At 46.7% G+C, this 17,963-nt stretch carries 11 protein-coding genes and 1 pseudogene; 2 read left to right on the top strand and 10 right to left on the bottom strand.

The annotated features are described in order from the left end of the window. Positions 1-41: 41 nt before the first annotated feature. Positions 42-1,628: a BCCT family transporter gene (locus LIX84_RS01015; protein WP_005392697.1), complete on the bottom strand. Its 1,587-nt coding sequence runs from the start codon at positions 1,626-1,628 to the stop codon at positions 42-44. 304 nt (positions 1,629-1,932) lie between these two features. On the opposite strand from LIX84_RS01015, the gene LIX84_RS01020 reads away from it, so the two are divergent. Continuing rightward, on the top strand, positions 1,933-4,341 hold the full coding sequence (locus LIX84_RS01020; protein ID WP_226420383.1) for a beta-mannosidase: 2,409 nt from the start codon (positions 1,933-1,935) through the stop codon (positions 4,339-4,341). A gap of 101 nt (positions 4,342-4,442) precedes the next feature. On the opposite strand, the gene LIX84_RS01025 is transcribed toward LIX84_RS01020, so the two are convergent. The 5 genes and pseudogenes from LIX84_RS01025 to LIX84_RS01045 all read right to left on the bottom strand — a co-directional run bounded on the left by LIX84_RS01025 (position 4,443) and on the right by LIX84_RS01045 (position 11,521). Continuing rightward, positions 4,443-4,697, bottom strand: coding sequence for a hypothetical protein (locus LIX84_RS01025; protein WP_046875806.1), 255 nt, complete (start codon positions 4,695-4,697; stop codon positions 4,443-4,445). A 220-nt stretch (positions 4,698-4,917) separates the two neighbouring features. Next, a complete protein-coding gene (locus LIX84_RS01030) occupies positions 4,918-6,384 on the bottom strand; it encodes an efflux transporter outer membrane subunit (RefSeq protein WP_226420384.1) in 1,467 nt (488 codons plus the stop codon). After that, positions 6,381-9,443 (bottom strand): efflux RND transporter permease subunit, encoded by a 3,063-nt coding sequence (locus LIX84_RS01035; RefSeq protein ID WP_226420385.1) that lies wholly within the window; start codon positions 9,441-9,443, stop codon positions 6,381-6,383. The genes LIX84_RS01030 and LIX84_RS01035 overlap by 4 nt, the downstream gene beginning before the upstream one ends. 10 nt (positions 9,444-9,453) lie before the next feature. Then, positions 9,454-10,536 carry an efflux RND transporter periplasmic adaptor subunit gene (locus tag LIX84_RS01040; RefSeq protein WP_226420386.1) on the bottom strand — a complete coding sequence of 361 codons (1,083 nt, stop codon included), beginning with the start codon at positions 10,534-10,536 and terminating at the stop codon, positions 9,454-9,456. Positions 10,537-10,640: 104 nt separating this feature from the next. Further along, a pseudogene (locus LIX84_RS01045) lies at positions 10,641-11,521 on the bottom strand (LysR family transcriptional regulator). 112 nt (positions 11,522-11,633) lie between these two features. Here LIX84_RS01045 and LIX84_RS01050 point away from each other — a divergent pair. Beyond that, a complete protein-coding gene (locus LIX84_RS01050) occupies positions 11,634-11,993 on the top strand; it encodes a DUF6559 family protein (protein ID WP_181869521.1) in 360 nt (119 codons plus the stop codon). Between the two features lie 78 nt (positions 11,994-12,071). On the opposite strand, the gene tyrS is transcribed toward LIX84_RS01050, so the two are convergent. The 4 genes from tyrS to ppsA all read right to left on the bottom strand — a co-directional run bounded on the left by tyrS (position 12,072) and on the right by ppsA (position 17,736). Next, positions 12,072-13,331: a tyrosine--tRNA ligase gene (tyrS, locus tag LIX84_RS01055; protein WP_226420387.1), complete on the bottom strand. Its 1,260-nt coding sequence runs from the start codon at positions 13,329-13,331 to the stop codon at positions 12,072-12,074. Between the two features lie 82 nt (positions 13,332-13,413). Then, positions 13,414-14,220 carry a response regulator transcription factor gene (locus LIX84_RS01060; protein ID WP_054866994.1) on the bottom strand — a complete coding sequence of 269 codons (807 nt, stop codon included), beginning with the start codon at positions 14,218-14,220 and terminating at the stop codon, positions 13,414-13,416. A gap of 193 nt (positions 14,221-14,413) precedes the next feature. After that, positions 14,414-15,193 (bottom strand): hypothetical protein, encoded by a 780-nt coding sequence (locus LIX84_RS01065; RefSeq protein WP_006741381.1) that lies wholly within the window; start codon positions 15,191-15,193, stop codon positions 14,414-14,416. Positions 15,194-15,363: 170 nt separating this feature from the next. After that, positions 15,364-17,736: a phosphoenolpyruvate synthase gene (gene ppsA / locus LIX84_RS01070; protein ID WP_226420388.1), complete on the bottom strand. Its 2,373-nt coding sequence runs from the start codon at positions 17,734-17,736 to the stop codon at positions 15,364-15,366. Between the last annotated feature and the right edge of the window lie 227 nt (positions 17,737-17,963).

Genomic DNA, 17,963 nt, shown 5'->3' on the forward strand with positions numbered 1-17,963 from the left:
CAATGAAGGGCTCTTTTTCGTATATTGGTTAGAGAGGCGGTTTAAACGAGGCCTTGCTCTTTCGCCATTTTACTTGCGATGCCAGGTGCTTTCCAAATGCTTGGCAGCAAAATGAAAGACACAGGCACGGCGGTAATCACAATGAAAGACTGCAATGCAGAAATACCACCAGAGCCCATTGAGATAAGCGCAATAGCGACAATACCCATCATCAAGCCCCAGAATGAGCGAATCACTGCGTTTGGTTCCGTAGAGCCCGTCATTACCACACTGATTGTGTAAGTCATCGAGTCACCTGTCGTCACGATAAATGTTGTCGTTAAGATCAGGAACAGAACCGAAATGATCATTGGGTAAGGTAATTCACCGGTAATCGCTAGCAGTGCTGCAGGCAAGTTAAAGCCTTCAAACGCAGATGAAATCAAGCCAGGGTTATCAAGCTCAAACGCAAGGCCACTGCCGCCAACAATACTAAACCAGAAGCAAGTAATCAGCGGTGCTGCGATGCTAATAGACATGATCAGCTGGCGAATTGTACGACCACGAGAGATACGAGCAATAAAGATCGCCATCATTGGGCCATAACCGATAAACCAACCCCAGAAGAATACTGTCCACCAGCTTAGCCAGCCCGTATCACCACGGTAAAGCGCCATTGGGAAGAAGTTATCTACCATGCGACCAACGCCTTGTACATAGCCATCAACAATAAAGCTTGTCGGTCCAAAGAACAGGATGTAACCAATTAACAGCACAGACAAAATAATGTTGTAACGACTGACGATTTGAATACCTTTGCTTAAACCGCTTAGTGCGGAAAGGGTATACATCAGGATCGCTGCCATGATAACCATGCTTTGCGTTACGAACGTATCTGGCAGGCCAAACAATGAGTTTAGCGCGTAGCTAATTTGTAAACCTAAGAAGCCTATAGGGCCGATTGTTCCTGCTGCTACGGCAATAATGCTACATGCGTCAGCAACATCACCAATCCAGCCTTTAATGGCTTTATCGCCAAACACAGGGTAAAGCAGAGTACGCGGCTTAAGAGGCAGGCCTTTATCGTAATGCAAGTGCATTAAGACAATGGAAGATAGGCCACCAAGGATCGCCCAAGCTAAGAAGCCCCAGTGCATAAAAGACTGAGATAGAGCATTGATTGCGGCAGTTTTCGGTGAAGCTTCACCGTATAGAGGTGGGGCAGTCACAAAGTGCGCGATAGGCTCAGCAGCGGCCCAGAACACACCACCACCTGCAAGTAGGGTACAGAGTACAATTGACAACCACTTAAAGTTATCAATATCAGGTTTCGCTAGACCACCTAGACGCACATAACCAGTGCGACCAAACGCAAGAGCCAAACCAATAAGGAAATTCAGAAGAAGCAGTACTTGCCAGTAAGCTCCGAAATATTTAGTAGCAAAGCCGAAGCCGGTGTTAACCATTGCGGTTAGAGAGTCGGTATTCGTTAGGGCAAGTAAAACGAATAGAGTGAGGAAGCTACCACTTAACCAAAAGACAGGATTGGTGAGTTCGAGGCGCTTGAGCAGAGATGGGGGATGAATAGCAGAATAGTCAGCATCCTGAATAGGCGCTGTGTGGGAGGCGGCATTCGTCATATTTGACATAATTACTTCGCTTTTTAGGGCTATGAAGCCGTGCATTTCCCCTCACATCGTTTCGACGAAAAGTGTGAGGATGTTCAAAAAGCCGATGATGTTAACATGTCGAAGTTGCAAATATAACCTTAGATTTCGATTAATTTTTAACAGGTTAGCCAAGTTGCTGATTTTTGGGTAGAGATCAAAGGAAAGTGTTTTTACGTGAAGTGCACCGCATTTCGTATGTAAATAACATTTCCCTTGTTTTTGCATGGATTACTCAGGATTACATTGAGCAAACATGTTTCTTCTCCAAACTGAGGTTTACTCAATGGCTCACTTCGAACTTAATGGACAGTGGTTACTTACCTCGCCACAGCGTCCCGATATTGAAATTCCAATGTCTATTCCGGGCGATAATATTTCGGCGCTTTTGCAAGCAGAGCGCATTCCGGATCCTTATTTTGCCGATAATGAAAACAAAGTTCGTTGGATTGAAGAGTGTGAGTGGCATATCTCGCGTGAGTTTGAAGTCGACGCGTTTACGTTGTCTGCCAAGCAAGTTTGGATGACGCTAACTCGTGTCGATACCTTGGCAACTTTCTATATTAATGGTGAGTTAGCACTAACTTGCAGCAACATGTTTACTCAACAACGAGTTGATATCAAGCCTTATTTAAAGCAAGGCATAAACACTGTTCTTGTTCAATTCGCCAGAGTCGATATAGAAGGTGTGGAACGTGCCAAAAAATTGCCTTTCCCAATCCCTTCCGCAATGGGAAATAATCAAATTCCGCATATGAATTTGATCCGAAAAACGCAATGTCATTCCGGATGGGACTGGGGTATTTGCTTGATGGTATCGGGTATTTACGACCCCATTCAAATCGACATTGTGAATGAGCTTTGGCTCAAAGGCTTCTCGACAGAGCAGCAATGGCAAGCCGATGAGAGTGTGTTTCTTGATGTAGTAGTTGAAGTTGAAACGGACAGTCAACGCCATGAAATGATGGTTGAATTTAATGGCGAGCGTCAATGCATTCAAACAAACGGAAGTGGTCACTATCATTGCCAGTTCCACATTTCGGAGCCTCAACGCTGGTGGCCATCGGGTTATGGCGAAGCTTATCTTTACCCAATTACCATTTCTTGCAGAGAGCAAAAGTTAACGCGCAACGTTGGTTTGCGTCAGTTAACCCTAAATAATCAAGCTGACGAACACGGCTCTGCGATGGAATTTATCGTTAATGGTGTACCAATTAATGCCAAAGGTGCCAACTGGATCCCTATTGACGCAATGCCGGGGCGAGAGTGCGAAACACGTTATCGCAACCTTTTGCAAAGTGCGGTTGACGCCAACATGAATATGATACGTGTGTGGGGGGGAGGTCAGTACGAGAGTGAGATCTTTTACAATCTGTGTGATGAGCTCGGCTTGTTAGTATGGCAAGACATGATGTTCGCATGTTCACTGTACCCATCTGATAATGTCTTCTTAAAAGAGGTCGAAGGTGAGCTTCGATACCAAATATCGAGGCTTAAGGAGTACCCATCAATAGCACTTTGGTGTGGTGATAATGAAGTGATTGGAGCTATTGGTTGGTACGAAGAATCTAAGCACAACAAAGTCAAATACACGGTTAACTACGATCGCCTCAACCGCATGATTGAGCAGGTGATTACCGAACAAGATAGCGCTCGTCGTTTCTGGCCAAGTTCCCCGTGTAATGGTGAACTGGATTTCGGTGACGCGTGGCATGATGATAGTAAAGGTGATATGCACTTTTGGGACGTTTGGCATTCAGGAAAATCATTCAATGCCTACCTTGACGTGAATCCTCGTTTTTGCTCTGAGTTTGGTTTTCAATCTTGGCCGTCTTTTGCAGAAGTTAAGCAGTTTGTCCCGGAGCAAGATTGGAATATCACGTCCCTAACCTTTGAACAACATCAGAAGAATCCTCGTGGTAACAGTATCATCACAGAGATGTTCACGCGTTATTTTCGTTTTCCTTCTGGATTCGAGAGCATGCTGTATTTAAGCCAAGTTCAGCAGGCAATCGCGATCAAAACTGCGTGCGATCATTGGCGCGCCATTTCTCCAGTTTGTCGCGGTATGCTGTATTGGCAACTCAACGACAACTGGCCTGTCAGTTCTTGGTCTAGCTTGGAATACAGTGGTCGTTGGAAGCAGTTGCACTACCATGCAAAACGCTTTTTTGCGCCGCAGTATTTGGTATTTTCCGAGCATACAGGCAAGTTGAGCCTGCATTTGCTCAATGATGCCAAAGAGCCCGCAAGCGTCAACGCACTGCTCAAGTGGGTAGATTGGCAAGGGGAAGAAACGCAATGTTGGAGCTTAGAACAAACAGCCATAGCAGACAGCAATACGATTTTGTGGCAATTGGATGAATCGATTGAGAAGGATGAACTTACGTCAGGCTTCCTCTATGTTGAAGCGCAAATCGGTGAAGACAGAATAAGCAACACATGGTTTAGTACTCACGAGCTAAAAACTTTGCCTATGGCAAAAGCCAATCTTGATGTCTCTATTGAAGGAAGCCAAATTACATTGATTGCTGACAAGCCTGCGTTTTTTGTTCATTTGGAAAGTGATGTTGATGGAAGGTTCAGTAATTCCAGTTTTACTCTGCTGACCAACGTTCCAATGACGGTTGAGTATTTAGGTGATGATGTTTTAGGCATGCAACAATCGTTGAGGGTATACCACCTTAATGATTAAAACGGGCATAGAACATCTATATGCTGATATCTGGGAAGGGGGCCTTTGCTCCCTTTTCAGCTATTAAGTATCCGTTATTAAGCTCAGGTTGAGACAGAAGTTTATTTAAGTTTCTGATGAATACGGTAGCCAACAACAAAACCTATGTAGAATAGCGCTGCGAGAGTAAGCATTGCCGTCGCGTACGCCAGTAGGCTGTTTAACCCTAAACCAAAAGCCAGAGTGAAGGCGATACCATGAATGGCTTCCGCAGGGATTCGGTACCAAGCAGCGTGGACGGAAGATCCGAAGAGGATAAAGGTACTAAGTAAGACAATCGTGCCGCCTATAAAGCCGACCCATCTGCTGTTGTTCATGTTGTAATCCAGGGGTTACCGAAGTAACGTAACAAAATATTTCAGAGCCGGCATTATACAACCGAGAGAGGGTATAGGTGGTAGAAATATTTGCCTTACAAACTAAGAGGCCATCTAAGTGGCCTCTTTTTAACCGATTTTACGGCATCCGTTATGACGCAAAGGTGTGAGGCTTGTAAGAAACCTAACCTTTGGCATTCGTTTCGGGTTGTGCTTCTGGTTATAGCGTCCAATCACCACCAAGTGATTTGTAGAGCGCAATCGTAGCTTGTGCGGTTTGTAACTTTGCTGCGACTCGCTGATCTTGCATCATGCGTTGCTGACGTTGCGCATCTAAAACCGATAAGTGATCAATCAAGCCAGCTCGGTACAGTGACTTGGCTTTGTTGACGGCGTTATTGGTGGCTTTCAATGCCTCATCGATTCGACGCTGATTTTCTTGGCTGCGACCATAAGTAAACAGCGTGGATTCGGTTTCTGCCAAAGCCGCCTCTACCGTATGTTGATAAGACAATGTCGCCGAATCAAAACGCGCTTGGTTGATGGCTTCAATTGCCTCGCCACGACCCCCATCGAACAAGTTCCAGCTTACGCCTGCCGCGCCCATCCAACCGAAAGAATCGCTACTGAAAAGATCGTCAAAGCTTGACGCCGACAACCCCGGAGCGCCCGTCAAAAAGAACTTCGGATATTGTTCAGCAACGCTTGCTGCTAACTCTTCATTGAGCGCGGCCATTTCGCGCTCGGCTAAGCGAATATCGGTACGACGTTTCAACAGATCGGAAGGTAAACCGACCGGCACCATGTCTTGCATGACAGGTACACTATGTTGCTTAGACAGACGGATTTCGACTTGCGTTAGCGGCTCACCAAGCAATACTGCTAAACGATGTTTGTGCGCTTGTTGTGCAATCTCTAACTGCGGAACGAGCGATTCCATCGCCGCAAGCGTGGCCTTTGCTTGGGCTAAATCGAGATCAGAGCCGTAGCCGCTGCGCACGACTTTCTCGACGAGGTCGAGTGTACGTCGTTGATCTTCTAAGTTCGACTTTGCCAACTCAAGGCGCTCGCTTGCACCTTGGTATTGCAAGTAGTTGTGAATCAAATCCGCCGTGATCACCGTGTTCAAGCCGCTTTGATAAATCTGAGCTTGTTCGAGACGAATTTGTGCCGCGTTCGCTTGGCGGTCAATGCGCCCAAACAGATCAGCCTCCCAAGCGATACTCGCGCCTGCAAATACGCCATCGTGCTGATTATCCATTAGGGTGACGTTACCAATTTGAGGTGGCAGACCCGACACGGAATCACTGAGCGGATTCAATATCGGACCGAGTGAAGAGTCATTTTTACTGAACTGATAGTTCATGTAACCCGCACCAAGATTAATTGTCGGAACCTTGAATGACTCCACCATGGTTTTATAGTTGTTGGCCATTTTCACCCGCTCGGCCGCCACTTTCAGCGGAATGTTTTGGCTCTGCATGTCTTGAACCATTTGATTCAACACCGGATCGTGAAACTTAGTCCACCAAAACTCAACGTGTTGTGAATCGGTACTCAACCCTGCATTTTCGGCGTTCAAGTAGGTTTCTGCCATGCTGGTGGTCGGTGCTTGGTAGTCTGGCCCCACTGCACAACCCGCTAAACTTAGGGCTAGAACGACAGGCGTTAGAATGAATTTTTTCACGATGACGCCTCCTCTAGCTCAGCGTTGGTTTGTGTGGATGGTGCTTTTTCTTTGTAAGCAAGGCGATACAGCGCAGGCATGACAAACAGTGACAATATGGTTGCGGCTGCCAAGCCTCCGATGATGGTTGCCGCCATTTGGTCAAACAGCAGATCTGACAGCAGCGGGATCATGCCGAGCGCGGTCGTTAACGCACCCATAGAAATGGCCATAGTACGGTTGACCGTGGCTTCTTTGATGGCGTCAGACAAGCTCATGCCATTTGCGCGTTCGAGCTCAATTTGATCCATTAGTACGATGCCATTTTTGATGATCATCCCGGTCAGCGTGATGGCTCCGATCAGCGCCATAAAGCCAAATGGTTTATCGAATCCAAGCAGAGCAAACACAGCACCTGATGCTGCCAGTGGTAGCGTTGCGAGGATGATGATTGGCTGCTTAAAGCCGTTGAACATCGCGACTAGGATGATCACCATGATCAGCATTGCTTTTGGTTGCTGCTTCATGATGTCGGTGACCGCTTTGTCTTCATCGTAATATTCGCCGCCCCATTCCATGCTGTAACCCGCCGGAAGTTGGATAGCTTCAACCTGATCTTTAATGGCATTTCTTACGTTCGCTGGTGTGGAGTCTCGGCTCACACCCGCTTGAACTGTAATGGTTTTCACGCGGTCGCGTCGCCAAATCATGCTCTCTTCGGTGACCAGCTCGAATCCATCCACCACTTGACCAAGCGGAACGCTGTTAAAGCCAAGTAGAGAGCGCACAGGTAGCGTTTCTAGTGACGCCATGTTTTGCGATGTGCCACGTAACTGAATTGGAATCAGCTCATCATTCAGGTTCATTTGTCCGAGCGGCATGCCGTCTGATGCACGTTTTAGCGCGAAAGCGACATCGGCGCGGTTAATGCCTGCTTGACGCATTTTGTCTTGGTTTAGAATCGGCTTGAGCACTTTGCTTTCTTGGCGCCAATCATCGCGAATGTATTTTGCATCTGGGTTTGAAGCAAAAATCGTTTTCGCTTCTGCCGCTAGTTGATGTAATACGGTTTCATCCGGACCAGAAAAACGCACCTCAACCGCGAACTTATCTTTGGTTGCCAGCTTCAGCGCTCGGAAGCGAGGTTCGGCATCCGGAAACGCCTCTTTCAGCCAATCATCACCACGCGTTACCAAGTGACTGATGCTCTCGTAGTCTTTGGTGTTGATCAGAATCTGCCCGTAGGCAGGGTCGAGCGGCTCAGGCTCTACCGTTACCGAGAAGCGAGGTGCACTGGTGCCGACATAGCTAGAGATGCTTTCCACTTCTGGTTGTGCGACCAACCATTCTTCAACTTTGCGCATGTCTGCCGAGGTTTGTTCAATCTTGGCACCATTGGGTAGCCAGTAATCGAGAAACACAATTGAGCGATCCGACTGAGGAATAAAGTTCACGGCCACATACGGGATTGCCACGGCGGTGATTAAAATCAGCGGAACCAAAGCGGCTAATGCTTTACGCGGGTTGTCCACCGTCCAGAATACCAACTGTTTATAACGGCTCGGTTTGGTCTCTTCGCTGTTAGCTTTTGGCTTGATGAACATCCACGCCATTAATACCGTAAACGTCATCGCGACGATCCATGAAAGCAACAGTGACGATGCCACAATGTAGAACACAGAGCTCGCAAACTCGGCAGAGTCGGTTTTGGAGAACAACACTGGGCTTGCGCCCATAATCGCGATGATTGTTGCGCCTAAAAGTGGCACAGCGGTTTCTTTGACGGAATCAATCGCGGCGCGAGTTCGCTCGATACCTTTGTTGAGCTTTGCGATCATCATATCGGTGATCACAATGGCGTTATCCACCAACATGCCCAGTGCGAGAATAAACGTACCTAGCGAGACACGGTGCAAATCGATGCTGGCGATGTTCATGTATACAAGCGTGAGCAAAATCGTCAGGAGCAAGCTTGCGCCAACGATGGTCGCACTCTTAAAGCCCATGAAAACCAACAACACCACAAAAACAATCGCGACACTTTCAAGCAGGTTGCCAACAAAGTCGTCGATAGACTTTTGTACTTCTTCAGGTTGATAAGCAACGGTCGAGATGTCGACACCCAGCGGCAGCGTTGCCTGGTAGTTAGCGATGATGTCTTGAATCGTATCGCCAAGTGACACCACGTTAATGCCTTGAACTGGGCTCACCGCCAAGGTGACAGCGGGCTCTCCGTTGTAGCGGTTTTCTGCCAATGCTGGTGTTTGATAACCCATGGTGATGTCGGCGATGTCACCAAGACGAATCAACCCCGAGCCAAACTCGCCGGTGCCACCATTGATGATTAAATTGCGAATGTCTTCTAGAGACTGAAACTCACTGGTTTGCGCAATACGAATACGCTCTGTACCCACATCGAATTTTCCCGCTTCGAACGTGCTGTTTTGTGTGCTCAGTTGGTTCCAAACTTGTGCGATCGACAAACCATATTGAGCCAAGCGCTCGTCTGGCATATCGATATGTACAACGCGAGGTTGAATGCCGTGTAGCTCGATCTTTTTGATGCCGTCGACGGCTTTGATTTGGCGTTGCAGCTCTTCGGCGTAGCGACGCAACTCTTCTGGCGCAGCATCTGTGCTGTGGATAGAGAAAAGCATACCGTAGACTTCAGAGAACTCGTCTTGTACTACGCTGATCTGCGCGCTGGAAGGCAGCTGCAGTTTTACATCGTCCACTTTGCGTCTCAATAAGTCCCATTCCTGCGGAAGTGCTTTGGAGTTAAGGCTCTCTTTGAGGTCAACAAAGACCATAGATAAACCGGGGCGAGACAATGAGCGCAAGCGATCCAACTCTGCCATTTCCTGCAATTTGGTTTCCACGGTATCTGTGACTTGGTGCTCGACTTCTTCGGCAGATGCACCCGGGTAAAGGGTCACGACTACCGCAGTTTTTACCGTAAAGCTCGGGTCTTCCAACTTGCCTAAGTCGAAGTAAGAATAGATGCCAGCGATCACGCTCAATACGATAAAGAACAGAACGAACTTACGTTGGCGAATCGCGAATTCAGCTAAATTGATCATGGATTCGCACCTACAACGTCTTGATGGTCAGGTTTGGGGCGGCATCGCCCTCGCTCAGATAATGGCTACCGCTGATCACCACATAATCGCCTTGCTCAAAACTTCCGGTCACACACGCTTGGTATGCGTCGATAGAGTCAAGATTGACCGGCTCTGAATGAATAACCGCATCACGAACCACATTCACGTGCAGAGTTTGTTTCTCCCCCAAAATTGCAGAATAAGGGAAGCAATGGCTTGAGTTGCTGGTGTTGAGCGCGGTATTTACCGTGACTGCTTTACCGTTGAATAGCGCGCTGGAAATCGAATCGATGTCTAGCGTGACGGTATAGGTTTGTTTGAGCAGGTGCTTTTTCGGCGCTATTTCTGCCACTGTTGCTCGGTAAGATTGCTCCGAATCATACCAAGTCAACGATGCTGGCTGACCTAGTGCGAATTGCGCAATCATATTTTCCGGCACGTCGATGTCGACTTCCCAGCTGCCTTCTTGCTGAATTGACACAACACTGCCGCCCGGCAAGGTTTGCTCATGTGGATCAATAGAAACGTCGGCAACAATGCCAGGGAATGGCGCACGTAGAGTGGTGTAACGTAGGGCATCTTTTGCACGTTGGATGTTTTTCTCAACCACTTTGACGGCAGAGACGCTACGTTCGTAGCTGCTGATGGCTCGATCTAAGTTTACGCTGGCAATGGCATCATCAGAAGTTGCTTGTTTTACGCGCTTTAACTCGGCTTTCGCGAGTTTGTGTGCTGATTGCGCTTCTAACATGCGCGCTTGTAATTCTTCTAGTGAGACTTGGTAATCGTGCTTGTCCAGCGTGGCAATGACTTGGCCTTTTTCTACCACGCTGCCTTTATTTACGAACACGCTTTCCACGGTGCCAGGTACACGAAAAGAGAGTGAGGCGGTTTCTTTTGCTTTTACGATCCCGCTGAATGATTTGTTGAGTTCTTCATTCCTTTCATTGACTTCAATCACTTGAATGGGTCTGGATGCGCTTGGCTCCTCAACCTGAGGTTGAGCTTGATTACAGCCGAGTAGAGAGAGCGCGATAGTGCTCAGCGCAGCGGTTTTGATTTGATGATTCATAAGATGGCTCCATAATTTCGGCGCCATCTTATAATTCACAGATGTTCAGATAATCATGCGTACGCATGATTCAATGTCACAAAATTTATGACAATAAATGTAAACTACAAAAGTTTTGGTATTTTATTGCACAAGTGTTCAATAAGTAACCGGCTAGCTTGGTTCAGCGTTTTCGGCTTAGGGTAGAGCAACCACCCCGTTTCTTCTGTGACGGCATATTGAGACAATACTTGCACCAATGCACCGGATTCGAGCTCATTTTTTACCAACAGTTTTGGGATATAACTAATGCCGCGGTCAAGCACTGTGGAGCTTTTGATAAAGCCGATGTTGTTGGAAATGAGTTTCGGTTTGAGCGCTACGTTTTGTTCCTGAAAATGCCAAAGGTTGTCGACATTGCCATTTGGCCAACGAAAACAAATGCACTGATGATCGCTCAACTCTTCTAATGTAGCGGGCGTGCCGTGAGTTTGAAGATAGTTCGGTGAGGCAACGACACATCGGTCTAGCGTTAAGATCTTTCTCGCGACAATGTCGAATCAAACAGCATGCCGCCGTGCAGCGCGATGTCCAACCCCTGCTGAAACATATCAATAAAACCATTGTTGATATTGCGAATGTCGAGCTCAACCTGCGGATATTGATCCTGAAATTCAAACAAAATGGGTTGAAGAGGTTCATAGGTTTCTGGCAGAAGGCCAAGTTTGATTTTTCCTCTGACCTCGATGCTTTCGTTACTGGCTTGCTGGTTTGCCGAATCAAGCAAGGTGAGTACTTTTTTTAGGTCTTGGTAGTAGGCATCGCCTTTGTTTGTCAGCGAAAGGCTGCGAGTGGTGCGGTGAAAAAGTTGCGTTCCGAGGTAACGTTCCAGTTCTCCAATGCGTCGGCTAACATTTGCTCGTGGCAGGTCCAAAGCATTGGCTGCCGCTGTAAAGCTACCAAGTTGGACGACTTTGGTGAACAGTTTTAGATCGTCAATTTTCACTCTTGAACTCCATACTCTTTGAGCGCCGTGCTAAACCCTGACACTCTAGAGTATTGATGTGTGGTATACAAAACTTATTATTAATTATCGAAATATAAATAAGGGCTTCAACATGTTGAGATTTATACAACGTCGCCGTATTAAGAAAGTGATTAAGCTAATGAGTACCAGATTGGTGGTGGGATACGGCAGTCGTGAGTACTTTTCCGTCGGTCAGGTAAAGACGAGCACCAGCGAGTTAAGCTCGTGCCAACAAAAAATTGCGTTGGCGCTGTTCGCGAATCCGCAAGATCTTGATTTGGAAAATCAACCAGAGTTGCAAGCCATCCGCTCTGATGTGGCGAATGACTTCTTTGCTGGTGCCGATTATACCGCTCAAGATGTGCTTAATTTATTCGGTGCTGGTGGCTGGAAAGGCGGCCGAATGGAAGATGGAATGTCTCATCATTTTGGTATGCACAGCCGATACTAGAGCGAGCTAACCTTATAAAGTCTTGTCAGTTAACTCGCTATATCACTTTGCCTTGTGAGGTGTCACTCCGATGCTTTGTTAAGCGGCACGCTTTACGAGGCAGAAGTGCTTTTTACCGCGTTGCAGTAACCAGTATTGGTCAAACAGTGGGAAGCTTAAACTCGGGTTATCAGCCGACACTTTTTCACCGTTTACACTGATGGCGTTGTTGCTGATGTGTTCGCGCGCAACACGTTTCGAGCTTGCTAAGCCCGACTCAATCAATAGCTCAACCAAATCTTGTTGTGTGCTCTCAATGCTTGGTAAACCATCTAATTCCAACTGTTTTAATTCACCCAAACTCAGTTGTTGCACATTACCGCTGAACAGTGCTTGAGTGATGCGCTCGGCACTAGATAGGCCGTCTTCGCCATGCACAAATCGCGTCATTTCTTCAGCGAGAATACGTTGTGCTTGTGGCTTGCCTTGGCTTACTTGGTCTTGCGCTTCAATGCTGGCAATTTCTTCGCAGCTCAAGAACGTGTAGTAACGCAAGAAGTGGTAAACGTCGGCGTCTTCTGCGCCAAGCCAGAACTGGTAGAAGGCGTAAGGCGAGGTTTTGCTAGGATCTAGCCACACTGCGCCGCCTTCGGTTTTGCCAAATTTGGTGCCATCGGATTTGGTGATCAGCGGCAGAGTTAAGCCAAATACTTGCTCACCATTTTGGCGACGAGTTAAATCGATCCCGCTGACGATGTTTCCCCATTGGTCATTGCCACCGATTTGCAGACGGCAACCGTATTGACGGTTTAGCTCGGCAAAATCGTACGATTGCAGCAGAGCGTAGCTAAATTCGGTGAAGGAGATACCTTGGTCAGGTCGTTGCAGGCGTTGTTTTACCGATTCTCGGTTGATCATAGTATTGATCGAGAAGTGCTTACCCACATCGCGGAAGAAGTCGATCACATTGATCGCTTTCATCCAGTCAGCATTGTTCACCATGATCATTGGCTTAGTCAGTTGGTGATTCATCAACTGCTGAATTTGATTAGAAAGATCGTTAACCCAACCTGAGACGATTTCTGAAGAATTCAGGCTGCGCTCGGTCGCTTTAAAGCTCGGGTCGCCAATCATGCCCGTTGCACCGCCAATCAAGGCAACAGCTTGGTGTCCGGCATCTTGAAAGCGCTTAAGCATGATCAAAGGCACAAGGTGGCCGATGTGCAAGCTGCCTGCTGTAGGATCGAAGCCGCAGTAAACGGTTTGTGGCTGTGAGAGAAGTGTCTGAATTTCTTCCAAATCGCTGGCCTGTGCAATCAAGCCACGATCTTGTAAATCTTGCAGTAATGGTGTCGTCATTCTTTTTGTCTGTCTTAGTGGTTGTTGTATTCAGACTAAAACGCGACACCTTTTGTCGATATATCCCTTAAGGGACAGTTTTTTATCTTGAATGGAGAATAAGGTGATTGAGGAAAAGCTGGAATAACTCACTCAATGAAGACACATTTAACTGCGAGTAAATGCGTTTTCGATGATTTTTGACCGTGCCTTGCACTAAGTGTAACCGCGCGGCAATTTCTTTGGTGTCAAACCCTTGAGCGAGAAGTGAAGCCACCTCTTGCTCGCGACGAGTGAGTGATTCTACGCCAAATGTTGCTAAAGCTTGCTCAATGGCCAATCGCATACTGCCAGAATAAGCACTTTGGGCAAAAACAGGCTCAGAAAAGGTAAACTCCGTTTGTTTCCAGTGCTGCTGACAAAGCGATTGGATTATCGGGAAGTAGGGCTTTAATTTATTGATTTGCTGTTGAGAAAAGTATTTTCCACCATTCATATACCCGAAGTACAGCATGACCCAACGGCCAGGTTCGACTTCGACTAGCATGCTCAGTTCGTCTTTCCACCCGGTCTGATGGTAGAACTGTTCGCAGTAGGAAGTAAAATCAACGCCTTTGCGTGCTACGTCTTTGAGTGTAAATACGCCTTGTTGCTTTGTCTCGTTTAGTTTGAGAAAAAAAGGGTCATTTTGAAATGAGTCCGTAAGGTAGCGTTGAAAAAGTAATTCTCGCTCGTTCTCAATCGAGTCGTAGAGATAAATAGGATGTTTACCTTCTCGATAACCTAAAATAACCGCGCAATCAAAATGAAAAAGAGTGCGAATGACACGCATAAGCTTAGGAGTAAAGTTAGGCGTATTAAGAGCAGAAATTGCTTCTGCCAGCAGATTATTAAAGTTATTGTCAGGCATGGGATACCGAATCGCAGATGGTTTTGGGCAAGCATAACGAAAAGCCATCCAACGAGAAAGGGAAGTCACCATCTTCTGGTGACTTCCCATGAGAAAGTTGCACAAGTACTCAGTTTTGAGGAGTCATAGCTGCGTTAACTTATTGATAAGGGTGCATAACAACCGTTCTGTTTAAGCGATTAGTTGCTATGCGTTACTGCGAGTTGGTGAGCTCTTCGTTAACCCAATATTTAGAACCAGACACGTTGGCATCGATGAGCAAGCCTTTTGCATTCAACTGATAAACGGCGACGCCACTGTTAAATTGTTTTGAAAGTTGCTCTGAGTCTTCGCCAGCTACAGCAGAGGCTTCACTGGTCGCTTCCCATCCTTCGTTGACGAACGTATCAAAGTCTTCTTTGCTCTCAAACAGAATCACTTGTTGGTAAAACTTGCCGCCAGCCCCAAGTGCGACGCCCAAACCAAACATATTCATATAAGTGCGTTTTTCTGTTTCCTTATTGACTGCGACACCTGACCCTGAGTTGGTGTGAAACAACAAAGACAATTTACGAGAATCAAAGACCGCGTAGCCGTAAGCGTTGTCGTAAATGGCTTTGGCCTCCGGCTTTTCATTAAACAACTTGAGTAAAGCACTATCCGCCATTAAGTCTACGGCTTGGCGAGCTTCTTCTGGCGTGTCGCCTTCCATCAGTTCATCAATTTTCTTGTCGGCTGCATCTATCCATTCTTTGCTTTTCTCAATACTGGCTTCTGTCCACTCGCCCGCGGTATTGATTGCTTCCTCGGACCAGTTCGTGAAATCTTGCCACGCTTGTTTTGAAAAGGCTTTGGTATCGTCCCAAGCATCTTGCGCAGTATCAGAAACCGCTTCGCCTAGCTCAGACATTTTGTTGGAAATATCATCCCAATCTGCGTAAGCGGGAGATGCTAGGAGCATCAATGTGGTAATGAGTGCGATAGACTTTTTCATCAAATTCTCTCTGGAGTTGTCGATACATCATTCATTCTAGGTCATCAGACTTTGATAATGAAATTGACTAAATGGCGATCTTGAGAGAGGAATCACGAACTGATTGCGAAATGACGTATGAATAACAAAGCCCTCACAAGGGGAGTGTGAGGGCTTGAGTTTTTAGCGCGTTACTTGCTGCTAACTTTACCGAGCTGTAACCAAGTATCGATAACGGTGTCTGGGTTTAGTGAAACAGAGCTGATGCCTTGCTCCATCAACCATTCCGCCAAATCTTCATGATCTGATGGGCCCTGACCACAAATACCCACGTACTTGCCAGCTTTGGTTGCTGCGTCTATTGCCATTTTCAGCATGATTTTCACTGCTGCGTTACGCTCATCAAACAGATGTGCCACGTCGCCAGAATCACGGTCCAGACCAAGCGTTAGCTGAGTCATGTCGTTTGAACCGATAGAGAAACCATCGAAGTACTTCAAGAACTCGTCAGCAAGCACGGCGTTGGATGGCAGTTCACACATCATGATGACTTTCAGACCTTGGTCGCCACGGCGCAGATCAAACTTCGCTAGTAAATCAATCACTGATGCTGCTTCGCTTGGTGTACGCACGAATGGGATCATGATTTCAACGTTTTTCAGACCCATTTCGTTACGAACGCGCTTGATAGCTTGAGTTTCTAACTCGAAGCAATCTTCAAACACTGGAGAAATGTAACGAGACGCACCACGGAAGCCGAGCATTGGGTTTTCTTCATGCGGTTCGTAGGCTTTACCACCAACCAAGTTGCTGTATTCGTTCGACTTAAAGTCAGACATACGAACGATGACGCGTTTTGGCCAGAAAGCAGAAGCGATAGTCGCGATGCCTTCAGTCAGCTTGCTCACGTAGAAATCGATAGGATCTTTGTAACCACGAATGCGCTGTTTAATTTCTGCTTTTAGCTCATCGCTTTGCGCATCAAAGTTAAGTAATGCTTTCGGGTGAATACCGATCATCTTGTTGATGATGAACTCTAGACGAGCAAGACCAACACCTTCGTTTGGAATCTGAGCAAAGTCGAATGCGCGATCTGGGTTGCCCACATTCATCATCACTTTGGTCGGCAGTAGTGGCAGTTCATCAACAGAAGAGCGTTTTACATCAAACTCAAGTTCACCTTGGTAAACGTAACCCGTTTCGCCTTCTGCACAAGATACTGTTACTGTTGCGCCATCAGTCAGTTTGCTTGTCGCATCGCCACAGCCAACGATTGCAGGAATACCAAGTTCACGAGCAATGATTGCTGCGTGACAAGTACGTCCGCCACGGTTGGTAACAATAGCAGAAGCTTTCTTCATCACTGGTTCCCAGTCTGGGTCAGTCATGTCGGTAACCAGTACGTCACCTTCTTGAACCAGTGACATTTGGTCCAGAGAGTCAACCAAACGTACTGCACCTTTACCGATACGTTGACCGATTGCACGACCTTCAATCAAAACATCTGCTTTGTTCTGTAGTTCGTAGCGCTCAATAACGTTTTGTTCCGTTTGTGAACATACGGTTTCAGGACGCGCTTGAACAATGTACAGCTTGCCGTCGATGCCATCTTTTGCCCACTCAATGTCCATTGGACGCTGATAGTGCTTCTCGATGATCATCGCTTGTTTGGCGAGCTCTTTGATCTCTTCGTCGTTCAGTGAGAACGTGTTGCGCTCTTCATCAGAAGTATCAACGATATCAACTTGTTTGCCGATCTCTTGGTTGTTTGAGTAGATCATTTTGATCAACTTAGAACCAAATGTTTTCTTAACGATCGGGTGCTCACCTGCTTCAAGCATTGGCTTATGAACGTAGAATTCATCAGGGTTTACTGCGCCTTGAACGACCATTTCACCTAGGCCCCATGAAGAGGTGATGAAGACAACTTGGTCGAAACCAGACTCAGTATCAAGCGTAAACATTACACCCGAAGAAGCTTTGTCTGAACGCACCATACGTTGGATACCCGCCGATAGCGAGATACCACGGTGGTCGAAACCTTGGTGTACACGGTAAGAGATCGCACGGTCGTTAAATAGAGAAGCGTAAACGTGCTTAGTTGCTTCTAGTACTGCGTCGATGCCTTTCACGTTCAAAAACGTTTCTTGCTGACCAGCAAAAGAGGCATCAGGCAGGTCTTCTGCCGTAGCAGATGAACGAACTGCGACTGAAAGCTCAGGGTTGCCTTCAATCAGTTCTTGGTAGTTTTCACGGATTTCTTGTTCAAGGTCCGCAGGGAAAGGGGCCTCTAATACCCATTGACGGATGGTTGCACCTGTCTTACGCAGAGCTTCCACATCCTCAACGTCTAGTTCATCAAGTAATTGGTGAATACGCTCATCCAAACCTTCGTGGTCAAGGAATTGGTTAAACGCGTATGAGGTTGTCGCAAAACCATTTGGTACAGAAACGCCTGCGTTCGCTAGGTTAGAAACCATTTCGCCAAGTGAAGCATTCTTACCGCCGACTTTGTCGACATCATCCATGGATAGGCCATTGAACCAGAGGGTGTTCTTTTGCATGTCTTTCTCCAGAAACATTGCAGCTTAGTAGGGGGACTTAAATCGCTCTAAACAATCGCATGTTGGCTGTTATTACACTTTGACCATACATTGCTTCATTTAGATTGATATCAAAGGCAAACGATTACGTTCTGGCTGAAAAAAATTCAAAAGAATTTTTAAAGCTGTGGTGAACCTAACTGAAAGCCAAACTGATTTATTAATATTATGTTTACCATCCTACTCAA

It is taken from the genome of Vibrio sp. E14 (assembly GCF_020515785.1).
Classification (GTDB): Bacteria; Pseudomonadota; Gammaproteobacteria; order Enterobacterales; family Vibrionaceae; genus Vibrio; species Vibrio diabolicus.

What these genes read in the sequence shown, in the direction of transcription:
- LIX84_RS01015 (WP_005392697.1), bottom strand. Translation starts at nt 1,628, where the DNA reads ATGTCAAATATGACGAATGCCGCCTCCCACACAGCGCCTATTCAGGAT.
- LIX84_RS01020 (WP_226420383.1), top strand. Translation starts at nt 1,933, where the DNA reads ATGGCTCACTTCGAACTTAATGGACAGTGGTTACTTACCTCGCCACAG.
- LIX84_RS01025 (WP_046875806.1), bottom strand. Translation starts at nt 4,697, where the DNA reads ATGAACAACAGCAGATGGGTCGGCTTTATAGGCGGCACGATTGTCTTA.
- LIX84_RS01035 (WP_226420385.1), bottom strand. Translation starts at nt 9,443, where the DNA reads ATGATCAATTTAGCTGAATTCGCGATTCGCCAACGTAAGTTCGTTCTG.
- LIX84_RS01040 (WP_226420386.1), bottom strand. Translation starts at nt 10,536, where the DNA reads ATGAATCATCAAATCAAAACCGCTGCGCTGAGCACTATCGCGCTCTCT.
- LIX84_RS01050 (WP_181869521.1), top strand. Translation starts at nt 11,634, where the DNA reads ATGTTGAGATTTATACAACGTCGCCGTATTAAGAAAGTGATTAAGCTA.
- tyrS (WP_226420387.1), bottom strand. Translation starts at nt 13,331, where the DNA reads ATGACGACACCATTACTGCAAGATTTACAAGATCGTGGCTTGATTGCA.
- LIX84_RS01060 (WP_054866994.1), bottom strand. Translation starts at nt 14,220, where the DNA reads ATGCCTGACAATAACTTTAATAATCTGCTGGCAGAAGCAATTTCTGCT.
- LIX84_RS01065 (WP_006741381.1), bottom strand. Translation starts at nt 15,193, where the DNA reads ATGAAAAAGTCTATCGCACTCATTACCACATTGATGCTCCTAGCATCT.
- ppsA (WP_226420388.1), bottom strand. Translation starts at nt 17,736, where the DNA reads ATGCAAAAGAACACCCTCTGGTTCAATGGCCTATCCATGGATGATGTC.